The sequence below is a fragment of the Niallia sp. XMNu-256 genome (genome assembly GCF_036670015.1).
Classification (GTDB): Bacteria; Bacillota; Bacilli; order Bacillales; family Cytobacillaceae; genus Bacillus_BD.
In genome coordinates, this window is sequence record NZ_CP137636.1 from 229,958 (window position 1) to 245,267 (window position 15,310).

The 15,310-nt window shown below is 37.4% G+C and carries 18 protein-coding genes; 10 read left to right on the forward strand and 8 right to left on the reverse strand.

All coding sequences use genetic code 11. The features are described from left to right. Positions 1 to 80: 80 nt before the first annotated feature. Positions 81 to 521 (forward strand): flavodoxin, encoded by a 441-nt coding sequence (locus R4Z10_RS01190; protein ID WP_338473135.1) that lies wholly within the window; start codon positions 81 to 83, stop codon positions 519 to 521. 349 nt (positions 522 to 870) lie between these two features. On the opposite strand, the gene R4Z10_RS01195 is transcribed toward R4Z10_RS01190, so the two are convergent. Beyond that, a complete protein-coding gene (locus tag R4Z10_RS01195) occupies positions 871 to 1,335 on the reverse strand; it encodes a MaoC/PaaZ C-terminal domain-containing protein (RefSeq protein WP_338471423.1) in 465 nt (154 codons plus the stop codon). Positions 1,336 to 1,573: 238 nt separating this feature from the next. Here R4Z10_RS01195 and R4Z10_RS01200 point away from each other — a divergent pair, with 238 nt between their 5' ends. Together R4Z10_RS01200 and R4Z10_RS01205 are read left to right on the forward strand one after the other, a co-directional pair. After that, positions 1,574 to 1,999, forward strand: coding sequence for an SRPBCC domain-containing protein (locus R4Z10_RS01200; protein ID WP_338471424.1), 426 nt, complete (start codon positions 1,574 to 1,576; stop codon positions 1,997 to 1,999). After that, positions 2,000 to 2,386 (forward strand): metalloregulator ArsR/SmtB family transcription factor, encoded by a 387-nt coding sequence (locus R4Z10_RS01205; protein WP_338471425.1) that lies wholly within the window; start codon positions 2,000 to 2,002, stop codon positions 2,384 to 2,386. A gap of 240 nt (positions 2,387 to 2,626) precedes the next feature. Here R4Z10_RS01205 and R4Z10_RS01210 read toward each other — a convergent pair whose 3' ends face one another. The 3 genes from R4Z10_RS01210 to R4Z10_RS01220 all read right to left on the reverse strand — a co-directional run bounded on the left by R4Z10_RS01210 (position 2,627) and on the right by R4Z10_RS01220 (position 4,761). Further along, entirely contained in the window at positions 2,627 to 3,235 is a 609-nt protein-coding gene (locus R4Z10_RS01210; RefSeq protein ID WP_338471426.1) for a flavin reductase family protein, read from the reverse strand. Between the two features lie 15 nt (positions 3,236 to 3,250). Next, entirely contained in the window at positions 3,251 to 4,189 is a 939-nt protein-coding gene (locus R4Z10_RS01215) for a ring-cleaving dioxygenase (protein ID WP_338471427.1), read from the reverse strand. A gap of 152 nt (positions 4,190 to 4,341) precedes the next feature. Next, a complete protein-coding gene (locus tag R4Z10_RS01220; protein WP_338471428.1) occupies positions 4,342 to 4,761 on the reverse strand; it encodes a MarR family transcriptional regulator in 420 nt (139 codons plus the stop codon). Positions 4,762 to 4,923: 162 nt separating this feature from the next. Here R4Z10_RS01220 and R4Z10_RS01225 point away from each other — a divergent pair, with 162 nt between their 5' ends. Together R4Z10_RS01225 and R4Z10_RS01230 are read left to right on the forward strand one after the other, a co-directional pair. Further along, the gene (locus R4Z10_RS01225; protein ID WP_338471429.1) at positions 4,924 to 5,670 is read left to right on the forward strand and encodes an ATP-binding cassette domain-containing protein; all 747 of its coding nucleotides are present in this window, start codon (positions 4,924 to 4,926) and stop codon (positions 5,668 to 5,670) included. Then, positions 5,667 to 6,416 (forward strand): ABC transporter permease, encoded by a 750-nt coding sequence (locus tag R4Z10_RS01230; RefSeq protein WP_338471430.1) that lies wholly within the window; start codon positions 5,667 to 5,669, stop codon positions 6,414 to 6,416. Before R4Z10_RS01225 ends, R4Z10_RS01230 begins: the two co-directional genes overlap by 4 nt. Before the next feature lie 42 nt (positions 6,417 to 6,458). On the opposite strand, the gene R4Z10_RS01235 is transcribed toward R4Z10_RS01230, so the two are convergent. Next, positions 6,459 to 7,439: an ABC transporter substrate-binding protein gene (locus tag R4Z10_RS01235; RefSeq protein ID WP_338471431.1), complete on the reverse strand. Its 981-nt coding sequence runs from the start codon at positions 7,437 to 7,439 to the stop codon at positions 6,459 to 6,461. Between the two features lie 11 nt (positions 7,440 to 7,450). After that, complete coding sequence (locus R4Z10_RS01240) at positions 7,451 to 8,197, reverse strand: polysaccharide deacetylase family protein (RefSeq protein WP_338471432.1); 747 nt, start codon at positions 8,195 to 8,197, stop codon at positions 7,451 to 7,453. Positions 8,198 to 8,417: 220 nt separating this feature from the next. Here R4Z10_RS01240 and R4Z10_RS01245 point away from each other — a divergent pair, with 220 nt between their 5' ends. From R4Z10_RS01245 to pdxS, 4 genes are all read left to right on the forward strand, one after another. Continuing rightward, a complete protein-coding gene (locus R4Z10_RS01245; protein WP_338471433.1) occupies positions 8,418 to 9,230 on the forward strand; it encodes a phytoene/squalene synthase family protein in 813 nt (270 codons plus the stop codon). 326 nt (positions 9,231 to 9,556) lie between these two features. Then, positions 9,557 to 10,330: a GTP-sensing pleiotropic transcriptional regulator CodY gene (gene codY / locus R4Z10_RS01250; protein WP_338471434.1), complete on the forward strand. Its 774-nt coding sequence runs from the start codon at positions 9,557 to 9,559 to the stop codon at positions 10,328 to 10,330. Between the two features lie 159 nt (positions 10,331 to 10,489). Beyond that, positions 10,490 to 11,578, forward strand: coding sequence for a mechanosensitive ion channel family protein (locus R4Z10_RS01255; protein WP_338471435.1), 1,089 nt, complete (start codon positions 10,490 to 10,492; stop codon positions 11,576 to 11,578). Positions 11,579 to 11,723: 145 nt separating this feature from the next. Continuing rightward, the gene (gene pdxS, locus R4Z10_RS01260; RefSeq protein WP_338471436.1) at positions 11,724 to 12,605 is read left to right on the forward strand and encodes a pyridoxal 5'-phosphate synthase lyase subunit PdxS; all 882 of its coding nucleotides are present in this window, start codon (positions 11,724 to 11,726) and stop codon (positions 12,603 to 12,605) included. 138 nt (positions 12,606 to 12,743) lie between these two features. Here pdxS and R4Z10_RS01265 read toward each other — a convergent pair whose 3' ends face one another. Continuing rightward, the gene (locus R4Z10_RS01265) at positions 12,744 to 14,174 is read right to left on the reverse strand and encodes a PLP-dependent aminotransferase family protein (protein ID WP_338471437.1); all 1,431 of its coding nucleotides are present in this window, start codon (positions 14,172 to 14,174) and stop codon (positions 12,744 to 12,746) included. Positions 14,175 to 14,372: 198 nt separating this feature from the next. On the opposite strand from R4Z10_RS01265, the gene R4Z10_RS01270 reads away from it, so the two are divergent. Beyond that, a complete protein-coding gene (locus R4Z10_RS01270; RefSeq protein WP_338471438.1) occupies positions 14,373 to 14,798 on the forward strand; it encodes a DUF2935 domain-containing protein in 426 nt (141 codons plus the stop codon). 100 nt (positions 14,799 to 14,898) lie between these two features. On the opposite strand, the gene R4Z10_RS01275 is transcribed toward R4Z10_RS01270, so the two are convergent. After that, a complete protein-coding gene (locus R4Z10_RS01275) occupies positions 14,899 to 15,291 on the reverse strand; it encodes a hypothetical protein (RefSeq protein WP_338471439.1) in 393 nt (130 codons plus the stop codon). Positions 15,292 to 15,310: the final 19 nt, after the last annotated feature.

Genomic DNA, 15,310 nt, shown 5'->3' on the forward strand with positions numbered 1-15,310 from the left:
AAACAAATATTAAAGTATGATCATTTTGTGAGATTTGAATGTTATTAACCTATTTTTGGGGTGAGGATAAAGTGAAAACGATGATTGTTTATGCAAGTATGACAGGGACAACAGAATTGATGGCGCAAACGATCGCTGATGAACTAATTAAAGCGGGGGATCAAGTGATCATAAAGGATGCCCTGGCGGTTTATGCAGAGGAGCTGCAGTCCTATGAGAGAATTCTAGTTGGGAGCTATACATGGGGGGACGGGGGTTTGTCCGATGAAATTCTTGCTTTCTATGATGAGTTAACGGAAGTTGATTTAACCGGGAAGGTTGCGGCAGCATTTGGTTCAGGTGATTCGACTTATGAACAATTTGCGAGAGCGGTGGATCTTTTAGAGGAAGCCCTTCAAAATCAAGGATGTACAATCCTAACAAAAGGTTTGAAGGTGGATAGTGGATTGGAGGACGAAGTAGAAATTGAATTGAAGTGTAGAGGATTTGTTAATAGGCTAATAGGAATGTTAAGTGCGTGAATGTTCCGGTTTGATGGTTGGAGTGATGAGAAGTTGAAATGAGTAGCGCGGGAACGTTCCTGTTAGCGATAGGAGTAATCGAAAGAGGTAATAATGGGAGCGTGAACATAGCCGATGGGCCCTCGTCAAAGATCCGTTGGACGTAGATTTTAAGGAAAAGAATAAGTGAACAAAGAAACTAACAATGGCACACGATCAAGAAACGAGATAATCTATGAGAGTTTTTTTATTGTGAAATATAAAACAGTTACGAAAGAAGTGGCGGTCTCCAAAAAAGTGAAAACATACATTTTATGGGATGGATTACTTTTTTGGAGATCAACTTTCTTGTGCCAAAAACAATACTAGATTAGTAGGATGGAGATGGTTCTAGTTGGGTAACCTTTGTTTTTAATAGGGCGTTTAGTTGGGCTAACATCACAACTTCATCTTTCTGATTGGTTACACTAAACTTTATGGTAACCTCCCCGCGGGTTGGTTTAGATGTCGATCTTAATCCAACAATTTCTATTTCAGGGGTTAATTCATCATTTGCCCTTACTGGATTTGTAAAGTTTATGTAATCAAAGTTTTTACCGACAATAAATTCATTTCCAAATACCCCTGAGCGAATCCACTGTCCCCACACAGCACTCACAGTTAAAAATCCAGAGCTAATAATCCCATTGAAAATAGAATGTTCATTGGCATAGTGTGAATCAATATGAATCGGATGAGGATCATATTGACTAGCAAAGGTATGAATTTCTTCAGCCGTCACAATAAACGGTTGACAACGGAATACTTGTCCTACTTCAAATTCTTCAAAATACATCCTTTTTCTCCTCCAAGGTTATTATAATTTCTATTTTTTCGAAATGTACAATAATTTTAAGGGATGCCCTTTCCATTGTAAATAAAAATACACTTTGAGAAAGTTAAGAGAACAGGGTAATTTTTGGGTTGGTTCTAGTGGCCTAAAGGCATTGTATGTTTGACATATAACCAAAAGGTGTTATATTAATTAAGGTAAAACCAAAAGGTGTTATTATGTAGCGATTAGGAGGAAGAGAATGCATACTAATGGACAAGAACTACCAGATATTAAACAAACGATTGTTTTAAATGCTCCTATACAAAAGGTGTGGGAAAAAGTATCAACTTCAGAGGGAATTTCCGCTTGGTTTATGCAGAATGATTTTGAACCAAAGGTTGGCCATGAGTTTCATGTACAATCACCATTTGGCCCTTCACCATGTAAAGTGTTAGAAATTGATGAACCAAATCTCATCAAGTTTTCTTGGGATACAGATGGTTGGGTTGTATCACTTATCTTGAAAGATTTAGGCGATCAAACAGAGTTCACGCTAATCCATGGAGGTTGGAGTACTGAAATGATTAGCAAGGCAAATAGAAAAGCTGCTGAGATCCGTGAAACGATGGACAAAGGCTGGGAACAAATTGTTCATGACAGGCTTAAAAAGGTTGTTGAGGGATAATTGTCAGCGGTTAAGCATGATGTCTTTCAGGCTATTGCCGATCCAACGAGAAGGAAAGTACTTCAGTTACTGGCTCAAGAGGAATTGTCTATTTCAAAAATAGCGGAGAACTTTTCAATAAGCCGTACTGCTGTTGTCAAACATTTAAATATCCTATCTGAAGCCAATTTAGTTCATGGACGTAAAGAAGGAAGGGAAAAAATTTATCAGTTAGACCCGAAACCTTTACAAGAAGTACAAGATTGGCTTACGTTTTACGAACGGTTTTGGAATAACAAGTTGTCGATTCTAAAGCATCTTGTTGAGAATGATGGAGAGAATATCAAGTTAGCAACTGTCCATTCTGAAAAGGTCAAAGCCAAGAATTATCATAAAGATAAGCACTAGCAAGAAGCCAATAAAATAAAAGCCTATTTCCTTGGTTTTATCCCACTCTTTACAGGCAATAAGAGCCTACTTCAAGTTTTCGAGTAAGGAAGTTGGGAGAATCAACTGCCAGTAAAGGCTTGAAAGTTTAACAAAGACTAAATAGGCCTGTGGCAGCGTCTGTGTGACTAGCATCCTGTGGGCTAAGGCTTCCATCAGTGGGGAATGGATGAAATCCTCCACTGATGGAAGTTTTCTTACTTATTTTGGTCGTTGGATTGAGAAAATCTCTCCAATTTTAGCATAGTTTGTTCCTGCCAAGCGGCTTACAGCTCCTAAGCCGACTGGGTCGATTCGGCCTTCTTCATAGATTTCATGATCGATATGAAACTGTACAATTTTGCCAATGATTAAGTCACAACCAGGAGATTCTTCTCCACCTAATACAACAGAATGCTCTAATTGACATTCAAAGCGAACCTTTGCTTCCTTAATTCCTGGAACAGAGATCTTGCTGCTAGGAACTGGAGTTAAACCTGCTAAATCAATTTCACTTTGGTTAGGAGGGAGACTTGCCGCTGTTTGATTGATCGGATCCACATTAAGATCGTCGACAATATGAATAACAAATTCCTTCGTTTCTAAAATATTTCGAGCGGTATCCTTTTGAATCCCCCCAGATCGTTGGATTGAGATAGACACCATCGGCGGGTTAGAGGAAACGATATTAAAGTAGCTGAAAGGGGCACCATTAAGAACCCCGTCTTTTGACACAGATGTTACAAATGCAATCGGTCTAGGGATAATACTTCCAATTAATAGTTTATAGTTTTCTCTTTCTGTATTTTGAGTTGGATCAATGGCTATCATCGTAATCAGTCCTTTTTAGTCTAATTTTCGCACCTCGAATGGCAGAATCGTACGCTCAATTTTGTCACGATGAGATTCATACTGAGCTGGTAACATTAATTTTTCACCCATCGTTTGCTGTGACTCATCATGAGCAAATCCTGGAGGATCTGTCGCAATTTCAAATAAAATATCACCATGTTCTCTGAAATAAATCGCATTAAAGTAGTTTCGGTCCTTAACAGGAGTAACGCCGTACCCATGTGTTTCTACATACTCTCGCCATTCTAATTGATCTTGATCATCACTCGCTCTCCAGGCAATATGATGAACAATGCCAACGCCCATCTCACCGCGAGGAAGGGTGGTCATGTTTAGGTCGATGATGTTGCCGATATCTGCAGTCGAACGGAAACGGGCAATATTTTCTTCTATTCCCACTTTTTCAAGTCCCATAACATCTTCTAATGCTTTTGCAGTCCCAGTCGGGTTTGCGGAAAAGAGAATGGCCCCTCCAAATCCTTTGATGGCTACCTCTGGTGTAACCTCACCAAAGCTCCAGGTGTTAATTTTTCCCGCTTTTCGTTCAACTAATTCTAAGTGTAGTCCATGAGGATCATCAAAGCTTACATATTGTTCACCAAATCGCTCCGTTTTTGTATAGGCAATATTGAATTTTTTGAGTCTATTTTCCCAGAAGGACATCGCTCCCACAGGGATGACATACGTTGTAACCCCAACTTGCCCGCCACCGTTCTTCCCTTTGTGTGCATTTGGCCAAGGGAAAAATGTAATAATGGTTCCTGGTTCCCCACCTTCATTGCCAAAGTATAAATGATAGGTTTCAGGGTCATCGAAATTAACGGTTTTCTTAACTAATCTTAATCCTAGTACACCAGCATAGAAGTCAACATTTTCTTGTGGATGCCCAACGATGGCGGTAATATGGTGAATTCCGGTTGTTTTTTTCTTCATCATGCTCGCTCCTTTAAAGTATTTTTTATTATTAGAAATAGCAAGTGCAAATATAGTGTAAAGCTTTCAAGTCGGCCGTATATCTTGAACTCAAGATATATGGTCGAAAAAATTTGAAAAAATTGACCCATGAACATTTTTATGAATCAATTTTATTCCTGTTTTACCTTTTGTAATAGACTAACCAATGACTGGGCTTCCTCATGATTTAAAGAATCGAACATTTTATTAATAAATGCCTGATATTCAGGCATGATTTTATCCATTAATTCTTCACCGGTTGGTGTTAATGTAATAAAAATAGCTCGTCTATCATTTGGGCAGTCGGTCCGTTTTAACAATCCTTTTTTCTCTAATTTATCAATAACATAGGTCATCGATCCACTCGAGATTAAGATGCTTTTGCCTATTTGGTGGATCGTTTGTTGTCCTTTATGGTAAAGAGTTTCCAAAACGGAAAATTCCGTAATATTTAAATTATGCTTGCTTATTTCAACTTTAATTTGGTCTTGGACATGTTTGGACGTTTCCATCAATAGTTTAAAAGGCTCACTTTTACAAGCTCTTTCCATTGAGAATCACCTCCTAAAGGTTTGTATCTCGAATTAAAATATCTTGAATATAAGATAATAATATAATGGATTATTAGTTTTGTCAATCGTTATCATGATTCCTGTTAAAATCTCCTAAAAACTTTGTTATCATGTAGCTATTCAAAATAAAGGATGGGTTAAATGAAGCAGAATGAAGAATTTGTAAGGTTAAAAGCGGTCACTTTTAAATTTAAAGAACAGACTGTCATAGAGAATGTAAATCTTTCGTTAAAACAAGGTTCATCATATGCACTAGTTGGTAAATCGGGAGTGGGAAAAAGCACGTTATTAAATTTGATTTCAGGCTTTTTGCACCCTAGTAGTGGGGAAATCAAGATTAATGGGAAATCGGTTAATAAAACGAGCAATGGGATTGCCTTTTTGTTTCAGGATTTAGGTCTTTTCCCGTGGCAGACTGTGTTTGAATCTGTATCCATGCCACTGAAGTTAAAGAATGTTCAAGGGATTGAACAGGAGATAATCGAGCTTTTGCAGGAGATGGAGTTAGATCATTTGAAGGACAAATATCCTCACGAATTGAGTGGAGGCCAAAAGCAGCGGGTTGGGATTGCGCGGACGTTAATCGGGAAACCACAACTTTTATTAATGGATGAACCGACCTCTGCTTTAGATGCAATGACAAAGGAATATATACAATTTCTGGTTTTGAAGCAGCAGCAAAAGCTGAGGACGACCATGTTATTTGTGACTCATGATATCGAGGAAGCTGTATTTCTAGGCAGAGAGGTCTTAATTTTAAAAGAGGATGGGAGCATTCAGCAGGTTGAAAATCCTTATTTTGCCCAAACGAATGCTAAGGAACAGCTTGGCTTTTACGAGGCTTGTATTAACATAAGGAAATTAATGAATGTGGGGATTCCTAAATGAAGATCTATAAAAAAATAGTAAATAGTCAAATTGTGATCGGATTTTTTAGTTTTGTACTATTCTGGGAAATCCTCCATCTTGCCATTCCTACTCATACGATTCCATCTCCATTGGAGACCTTCAAATACTTAGGGACGGTAGCAGGGGAATTAGTACTTCATTCACTAGGAAGTGTGTTGCGGGTATTGACAGCGATAAGCATTTCATTAGTTATTGGAATTCCCCTTGGCATTTTACTTGGTGTTAACAAGAGGTTCAATCGGATTTTTTCTCCCTTCTTATATTATATGTATCCGATTCCAAAGGTCGCATTCCTACCAGTGTTCATGCTTTTGTTTGGACTTGGGAATGGATCAAAAATTTTGTTGATCATTTTTATTATTATTTTTCAAATCATTTTATCGGTTCGTGATGGGGTTATGCAAATTCCCTCAACCTACTTTAAAGTCATGGACAGTTTCTCCGCGTCCAATAAGCAGCAATATCGGTATTTAATCATTCCGGCCGTCCTGCCACAAGTGTTCTCAGGGTTAAGGGTCAGTATCGGAATTTCACTTGCCACATTATTTTTTGCTGAAAACTATGCGACAACTTATGGAGTTGGATATTTTATATTGAGCGCCTGGTCGAAAATGAATTATCCAGAAATGTTTTCGGGAATTGTCGTCTTAGGGTTTATTGGATTGTTATTTTTTAAATTATTGGACTGGTTAGAGACACATTTTACACCATGGAATCAGAAATAAATGGAGGTTGTCCCCGGTTTGGATAACCTCCATTATTAGTTTTTACTTAATAAATGAGTAATCGGTTAATTCCTCATACGTATACTTATTTTTAATTTGGCCCTTTTCTTGTGTCCAAGCAATAATGCTGTCAAATTGTTGTTGGTCAATTTTACCAGCATGTTCAATATCATACGGCAAGTTCGTTAAATAGGTACTCATAGCTTCAGGGAATTGATAATCAGCCAAAATATCGCTGTATTCAGTAGCTTCTGTTTCATTTATATAATCGACAGCTTTATTATAAGCGCGGTAAAAGGCTTTAATATCTTCTGGTTTCTCCTTAATCATTTCTTCCGTAAATGAAATGGTTCCGCCTTTAATTCCAGCCTCTTTAGAACTTCCTAGTAAGTGTGCACCTTGTTGGACTAATAAACCAGCCTGTGGCTCTGTGAAAACAACTCCATCAATTCGGTCTTGAAGTAGTTGTTCGAATCGATCAGAGAAAGAGGCAATTTCAACAATTTCGTATGAGAAATTACCTTTCTTTGCAAATTCGTCCATGATGTATTCTAAAATGAAGTTTGGTACAAGTGAAACTTTTTTACCATCTAATTGATTCATTTCTGTAATTCCTGAATTAGGAGAAGAAAGGATTTTGAAATCTTCACTAATATCAGATGTGATTTTCATGTTAATGCCATTTTGTTTAAAAGAAGCGACTGTCATTACATCGCCAATCGTAGCGTCTAACTGTCCAGCTTGTACAGCAACATTTCGGTCCATCGGATTTGAAAAGGGTTGAATTGCTACATTCACACCTTCGTCTTCAAAAAAGCCTTTCTCCTTCGCAAGGATAATTGGAATCCCTGATTCTGCGGCAAGTATGCCGATTGCAAACTCCTCACCAGACGGTTCTGAACCTTTGTCTTGTTTTTTTGTGTCTGTTGGTTCGGACGTATTTTCATTTGTATTTCCATTTCCACATGCAGCTAGGAACACCATTGTTACCAGCATCATTAAAGTAACTAGTTTCTTTTTCATCTTAAAATTCCTCATTCTCCTAAAATTTTTGTAAAAGCATCCATGTCGATAAAATATGGAACCACATTTCTTCTTAAATGAAGGGGATCAGTTTCCTGCGTATTAGGTCCAGTTTCTGTAGTAAATGCCAACTTAAAGCCTTTTTCTTTTAGAACATTGACATTTCGATCATTGAATAATCCAAATGGGTAGGCAAATACATCTTTCACCGGAACATATTTATTACACTTATCCAAATCTTGAGCAAACTCTTCATCGGTTGTAGACATCATCATACTTGTCTTCACATCTGTTCGTTGATGAAAGGAATCGGTATGGTTTGCATATTGGAAGACGTCTGTCATTTCAGTTAAATCCTCTTTCGTTAAACAAACGGACCGTTCGGGGGTAAACCCTTTCCCGACCTCGTGAAGCCAGCCTGTTACGACAAAGGATACCGCATGAAATCCGTATTCCTTTAGAATAGGATAAGCATATTTTTTCATAGATTGGTAACAGTCATCAAAAGTAATTAATACAGACTTTTCGGGAATATCTATTCCAGCATAATAGTAATTCTTCACTTCATCCACGGTTAAGATATGAAAACCTTCATTATGTATATATCTCATTTGTTCCTCAAAATGTTCTAAAGTGACAAACAGTGGCGACGGGAGAATATCGTTATAATCTTGTGTTACATCAATGGCAGATGGGCTTTCTGGATTAAACTCTGCTTTTTTCCTAATTTCGTGATAGACTAATGTAGTAAATCCCATAGTTTGCTCCTTTTTAAAAAAGTTATATTAATTGATTTATTATATGGATTTACTTTTTTATAAGTCAATGAACAATTTAAGAACTTTTACATTGGAAAACATAATAATATTGAAAATGTCCTAAATGTCACTTTAATATGATATGACAAAAAGTAAACTTTCTTATAAAATAGAATTTAAAAGATTTTTTGTAAAATAGGATTTATAGGAGGCAATCAGGGTGAGTGAAGCAAAATTTATTAATAAAGAGGCAAGACAGGCATTGAAGAAGACCAGCCGGACATTCTATATTCCAATTACTCATTTAAGTAAAGGATTACAAGAAGCGGTTGCGTCTGCCTATTTATGTATGAGAGCGATTGATGAGATTGAAGACCACCCCCAGCTTCCAGCCAAGGATAAAATTGATTTGCTGCTCTCCGTCCACAAAATCCTTCAAAAACCTACTCACGAGGATTTAGCAAAGTTATTTGAACCTTACGAGTCTATCCTTCCAGCTGTTACTTTAAAATTATCTGATTGGATTGAAGTTTGCCCGTCTGGTATTGTCAATAAAATGTTGGAAGCCACTGCTACAATGGCAAAAGGGATGGCTAAATGGGTGGAAAAAGATTGGGTGATCGAATCAGAAAATGATTTAGATGATTATACTTACTATGTGGCTGGTTTAGTAGGTCTTATGCTTAATGATATTTGGAAATGGTATGATAACACGGAAACAGATGAGCATTTAGCGATTGCGTTTGGTCGTGGCTTACAAGCAGTTAATATCCTCCGTAATTATAAGGAAGACGAAACCCGAGGTGTAAGCTTTTTTCCAAAAGGGTGGGGTTTAGAGGAAATGTTTGCATACGCACAGAAAAACTTAGAAATGGCTGACCTCTATATAAAAGATCTGCAAACCGATAGCATTATCAAATTTTGTGAAATTCCATTGGCGTTGGCACACGGAACGCTCAAAGCCCTTATGGAAGGTAAGGAAAAAATGAGCAGAATTGAAGTCTTAAAAGTCGTCGGTCGAGTAGTGAACTAAATATAAGGGTGTAAGGAATCCTCAGAAGAGAAGATACCTTGCACCCTTTTTTCTTTTGACTACGTTTTTTTTTCTATAGTAATATTCGGGAATTAACAAAATATAGAATTCTGATAATTGCAAGAAAAAAATCAAATGAACATAAAATAGTTAGGGAATTTATTAACATTTTGTAACAATTTGTAGAATTTTGTTGAAAATTGTATAATATCAATTATGATGTTATTATAGATATTAGAAAAGTTATATATTTTAGAACATTAAAGGTAGTTAAGCCTAAATAATAAAAAAGATGTCGAAAATGACTTTAACTATAGGAGGAAACTATGGAATTATTAGCGAAGGTTAGAAGAATAAATACAATGTTACAAAATACAAGAGGTACTTCCGTAAACTTCACAGATGTGGCTGAGCTATTAAGTGAAATCATTGATACCAATGTTTTTATCATCAGTACGGACGGTAAAATTCATGGCCATGCACTTGCTTACCAAATTGAAAGTGACCACATGAAGCAAGTATTAGAGAGCGGAGAGGCGTCCGAGTCTTATAAGAAAGCATTATTAGATCTTAATGAAACAATTGCTAATGAAAATGTTGATAGTGAATACAGTGCATTCCATGGCGAAAATAAAGACTTATTTGCGAACGGTCTGACCACTTTAGTACCAATTATTGGCGGTGGGGAAAGATTAGGGACACTTATTTTATCCCGTGTTGATAAAGCGTTTGATAATGATGATTTATTATTAACGGAATACAGTGCAACAGTAGTTGCGGTTGAAATTATGCGTGAGCGCTCAGAGGCGGCAGAAAAAGAGGCACGCAGTAAAACTATTGTACAAATGGCAATCAGCTCGCTATCCTATAGTGAGTTAGAAGCAGTAGAGCATATTTTTGAAGAGCTAAATGGAAATGAAGGTTTGCTCGTTGCATCTAAAATAGCCGACCGCGTGGGAATTACTCGATCTGTTATCGTAAATGCTCTTAGAAAGCTAGAAAGTGCAAGTGTTATTGAATCTCGTTCACTAGGAATGAAAGGAACCTTTATCAAAATCCTTAACGACAACTTCCTTGCTGAACTTGAAAAAGTGAAATAAGACAGTCTCAATTAGTATTTGGTCTTAAAATGTAAAAGGCCCAATCTACTTTCTTGGAGAAATAGATTGGGCCTTAGACTTTATTTTAACGGATTTCTATAGCGTGATTACTTATTAGGGTATGATAAAGGATAGTTTTTATTTTGAGGTGAATCTGTGATGACATATGAGATATTTATTTCAGAGTATTTAACAGAGACAGCTATTGCGATTGGGATCTTCCTTTTATTTTTAGTGTTAAGGAAGCTATTTGCAAAATATGTGTTTAATTTACTATTAAGGTTTAGCGACAAGATAAAAACAACGGTGTTAACATCAATTTTTACAGCTTTTGAAAGACCTGTTCAATGGTTATTTGTTGTAATTGGATTGTATGTTGCTGTACGCTATTCTTCAATATTGGATCATAATAATATACTGTTTTTAGATATCGTGCGCTCAGGGGTTGTCATTATCATTAGCTGGGGATTATACAACTTAACAGCGTCTACTTCCAATATTTTCGACAAGCTTACTAATAGATACAGTCTTGAAATTGATAAAATACTAATTCCATTTATTTCAAGAATTTTAAGAGTCATTATTGTTTTAATCACAATTAGTATTGTTGCTCAAGAGTTTGATTACAATGTGTCAAGCTTTGTAGCGGGGCTTGGCATTGGAGGCCTTGCGATTTCCTTAGCTGCCAAAGATGCAATCGCAAATTTGTTTGGTGGCTTTATCATTATTACAGAAAAGCCGTTTACGATTGGTGATTGGATTAAAACGCCTGCAGTCGAGGGGACCGTTGAGGAAATCACTTTTCGTAGTACAAGAGTTCGAACAGCAGCAGATGCTGTTGTGACCGTGCCAAATGCGACATTATCAAATGATACGATTACTAACGTGAGTAAAATGGAAAAAAGACAAGTCAATTTTCAATTAAATATTTTATACAATACTTCAAAAGAACAATTAGGACGGGTCGTTAATAAAATCAGGGAATTGTTGATGAATGACCCAGGGATTCATCAAGATGCGATTACAGTCTCTTTTGACCAATATCAAGAAAATGGATATGGAATCTCTCTTAATTTCTTTACCATAACAACAGAATATGTTGATTATGTAAAAGTGAAGGAAGAAATTAATTTTAAAATTATGGAGATCCTTGAGCAAGAAGGTGTTAAACTGGCCATTCCAAGTAGGAATCTAGCATTAGGCGAGGAATTAGAGAAGCAATTGAAAAAAGGAAATGTACAAGGTTAAACCTCTTTCGGTTATTGAAAGAGGTTTTTGTTTTGAAAAATATGGACTGATTTATTATTTAGTTATGGATATAGTGGAAAGTCCATATTCCTGATATATTATTTTTACACAATTAAGTGAAGAAAGAATAATTGGGGGAATAAGAATGTTACAAACAAGTACAGACAGAGAAAAGCGTGGAGTAGAGATACAAAAGGGCGGCGTAATTATGGATGTCGTAAACGCTGAGCAAGCAAAAATTGCTGAAGAGGCAGGCGCAGTTGCGGTTATGGCGTTGGAGCGTGTCCCTTCTGATATACGTAAAGCAGGCGGAGTCGCTAGAATGGCAGATATCTCAATTATAGAGGAAGTTATGAATGCGGTAAGTATCCCGGTTATGGCAAAAGCTAGAATCGGTCATATTGTTGAAGCTAGAGTCCTTGAAGCTTTAGGGGTTGACTATCTTGATGAATCCGAAGTATTAACACCAGCGGATGAAGAATTTCATTTAAATAAAAAGGATTTTACGGTTCCATTTGTTTGTGGTTGTCGTGACCTAGGTGAAGCCGCCCGTCGAATTGGTGAAGGGGCATCCATGCTTCGTACGAAAGGGGAGCCTGGAACAGGTAATATTGTGGAAGCCGTTCGACATATGCGCAAGGTAAATGCTCAAGTTCGTAAATTGGTGCATATGAATGAAGATGAAATTATGACCGAAGCAAAAATACTTGGAGCTCCATATGAGGTCCTTTTACAAATTAAAGAGCATGGGAAGCTTCCTGTTGCCAACTTTGCTGCAGGTGGAGTAGCAACACCTGCTGATGCTGCGCTTATGATGCAATTAGGTGCCGATGGGGTCTTTGTTGGTTCTGGAATTTTCAAATCGGACAACCCGGCTAAATTTGCAAAAGCGATTGTCAAAGCAACGACTCATTATCAAGATTATAAGCTAATAGCTGAGCTTTCAAAAGGATTAGGTGAACCAATGAAAGGGCTAGAGATCTCATCAATCGCTCCTGAACATCGCATGCAGGAACGCGGCTGGTAAGGAATTTTCAAGGATATAAAAGTACAGGTTGTTATGTATTAATATAAGTAGACCCGCCATGCTATGCCTGGCGGGTTATGTTTGTTAATCAAACGTTTGATTGAAAATTATTTTAGAGATGTAAAAGCAAAAAATGAATTAATTTAAAGCTTTAGCCAAACGCTCAACCCCTTCAATGATCTGGTGTGATTCTAGGTGAGCAAATCCCAGTAATAAACCTCTTCGGTTACTATTTAAACAATAAGGACTGAGAGGGAAAACGCCAACGCCAGCTCTTAATGCAGTTTGAACGGCTTTATACTCATCAAAGCCTTCATTCGCTTCTAAAAGAACATGAAGTCCTGAGTCGGTTCCTTGTATTTGAAATTCTTGTGATAAGCTAGATGTGTTTAATGTTTGAATAATATCACGATGGCGTTTACTGTAAATCGAACGCATACGTCGAACGTGTTTTAATAACTCACCTGTTTCAAAAAATTGTCCTAGTGTGAGTTGTTCCATAATCGGAATATGGCGGCACACAAATTCCTGTACCTTTGCCAATCTCTCTATTGCTTCCTTGGGACCAATAACTGCTGCTAAACGAATTCCAGGAGCCAGAAGCTTGGTAAAGCTTAGGAAATACAAAATATTTGTCGGCATTTGTGAGTATAAACTCGGTATTGGACCACCACGGTAACGGAATTCTCCATCATAGTCATCTTCAATAATCCACGTTTGATTTTGGCGGGCAAATTGAATTAATTCTTGCCTGCGATTAGCTGACATTAATACACCGGTAGGGAATTGATGGGATGGTGTGGTAAAGATCATTTTAGTGTGTGGTGAAATTTGGTCAACACAAATTCCTTGTTGGTCAACAGGAACCGGTTCAATTTCCATTTTGCGATATTGCATGGAGGACCAAGCAACTGGAAATCCAGGATCCTCAACGGAGACTAAATCTCCTTCTTGAAGCAGAGCTTGTGCAATAATATCCATAGTTTGTCTAGCACCTAGTGTCAACAAAATTTGGTCGGGTTCTACATGGATTCCCCTTTCAATTGCTAGATAACGAGAAATTTGTTCTCTTACAGAATACAGCCCATATGATGAGCTGTAGCCCCAATCAAATAAGCTGTTCTCCTTCAAAGCAGTATTGGATGCCTGCCGCCAAGCCTTTTGGAAAGTAGAATCAATAAATGGGGCATGGAGACGGAAATCAATTTCTGCCTTTTCTTCTGCTTTCATATCAGGCCAGTGTTCCGCTTGCCTCGACTTATCCTCTAATAGAGGATTACTTGGAATAACAGGAGGATCGTCCTGGGTATCAGCTGATACATGATCTCCCATGATATCACAGACCCTTGTTCCGCCACGTCTGGATGTAGTTACATAGCCCCGTGATTGCAGCTCTTCATAAGCAATTTGCACACTGGATCTAGAAATCGATAATTCACGAGCCAGTTGACGAGTAGGTACTAATGGATCACCTGGTGAGAGTTGTCCTTCCTCGATATATTCAATAACATGGTCAACAATCTGTAACCAAAGCGGACGCTTATCCTTTTTGTCAATTTCTATATACATTGCTATAACTCCTATCGAAATTATGGATTACTATTTTTATAGTAATATAGTAGTAGGGATAAGTCCATAAGTATATTAAACAATGAAATGCTAATGGTGCCTATGACATCTAGTAGATCCCTTTAAACCCCAGTAAAAATCATAAATACTTGTTCCCTCCCATATATTCTTATGAATAGAAAAAGGGAGGGATCTGCTTTGCAATTTTATTACGGTGGACAAATGCCGTTAAGGATTTTAGATGAGGCTGAGTTTTGGAAGCATCAGGAGGAAGAACATACGGTTGTCATTAGAGAGTTGACCCCTGATCTAGAAACAGAGTATGTGAATGCATTACATGAGTGGGAACGAGCTTTAAGTGAAACACATAAACAAGTGATTCGTTTTATTGAATCTGTTATTCGATCAGGCTACCAGCTCACAAATGCACTCTATCAACAGGTACTGCAATTGGTTACCTTTTGCTTACAACAAAGCTTGGAGTTTATTAAGCTTTGTCAACTAATAAAAACAGAAAGTGTAGCCGTAAGCGCAAATCCAACGGCTAAAGTAGTTATCGACCATATTATTCGTGAATCGGAGTATTTTGTCGGGATTGCTCAAGCGCTTTTATATAATCAATGAGAGGATAGAGGCTGTCTCAGATGTGTTACATACTTTAACGATCTATCTAGGGTCAAAGAAGACCCTGGAGAGATCGTACACAAGTGAGACAGCCTTGTTTTCATTGTTTATTATAATAACGCAAATAATCAAAGTTGGAGGTTGGAACCGATTTAATAATCTCTCCATCTAGACCTCGATACACTTCGTATTCACGATATTCCTCAATGATATAATCCCCATCAACTGTTTTTTCCTCTAAAAGCATTTCTAACGTATAATCTGCAAAGGCTTTTTCGACTTCCTCTAGATTTTCAGCGCCTTCATTCTCTTTGGAATCAGAAGATACCGTTTCCGATACTTCTTCCAACGCTTCTACTTTTGCTAGAATAACTTCATTCGGAATACTTGTTACTTCAACGTACTCCTTATTTAGTAGTGAATAAGGCGAATCTAAATAAATCATCATCATAATTACAATAATAAAACCAAAGAGGGGAAGTATTTTTCTCACGGTCTCCTACTCCTTTAAA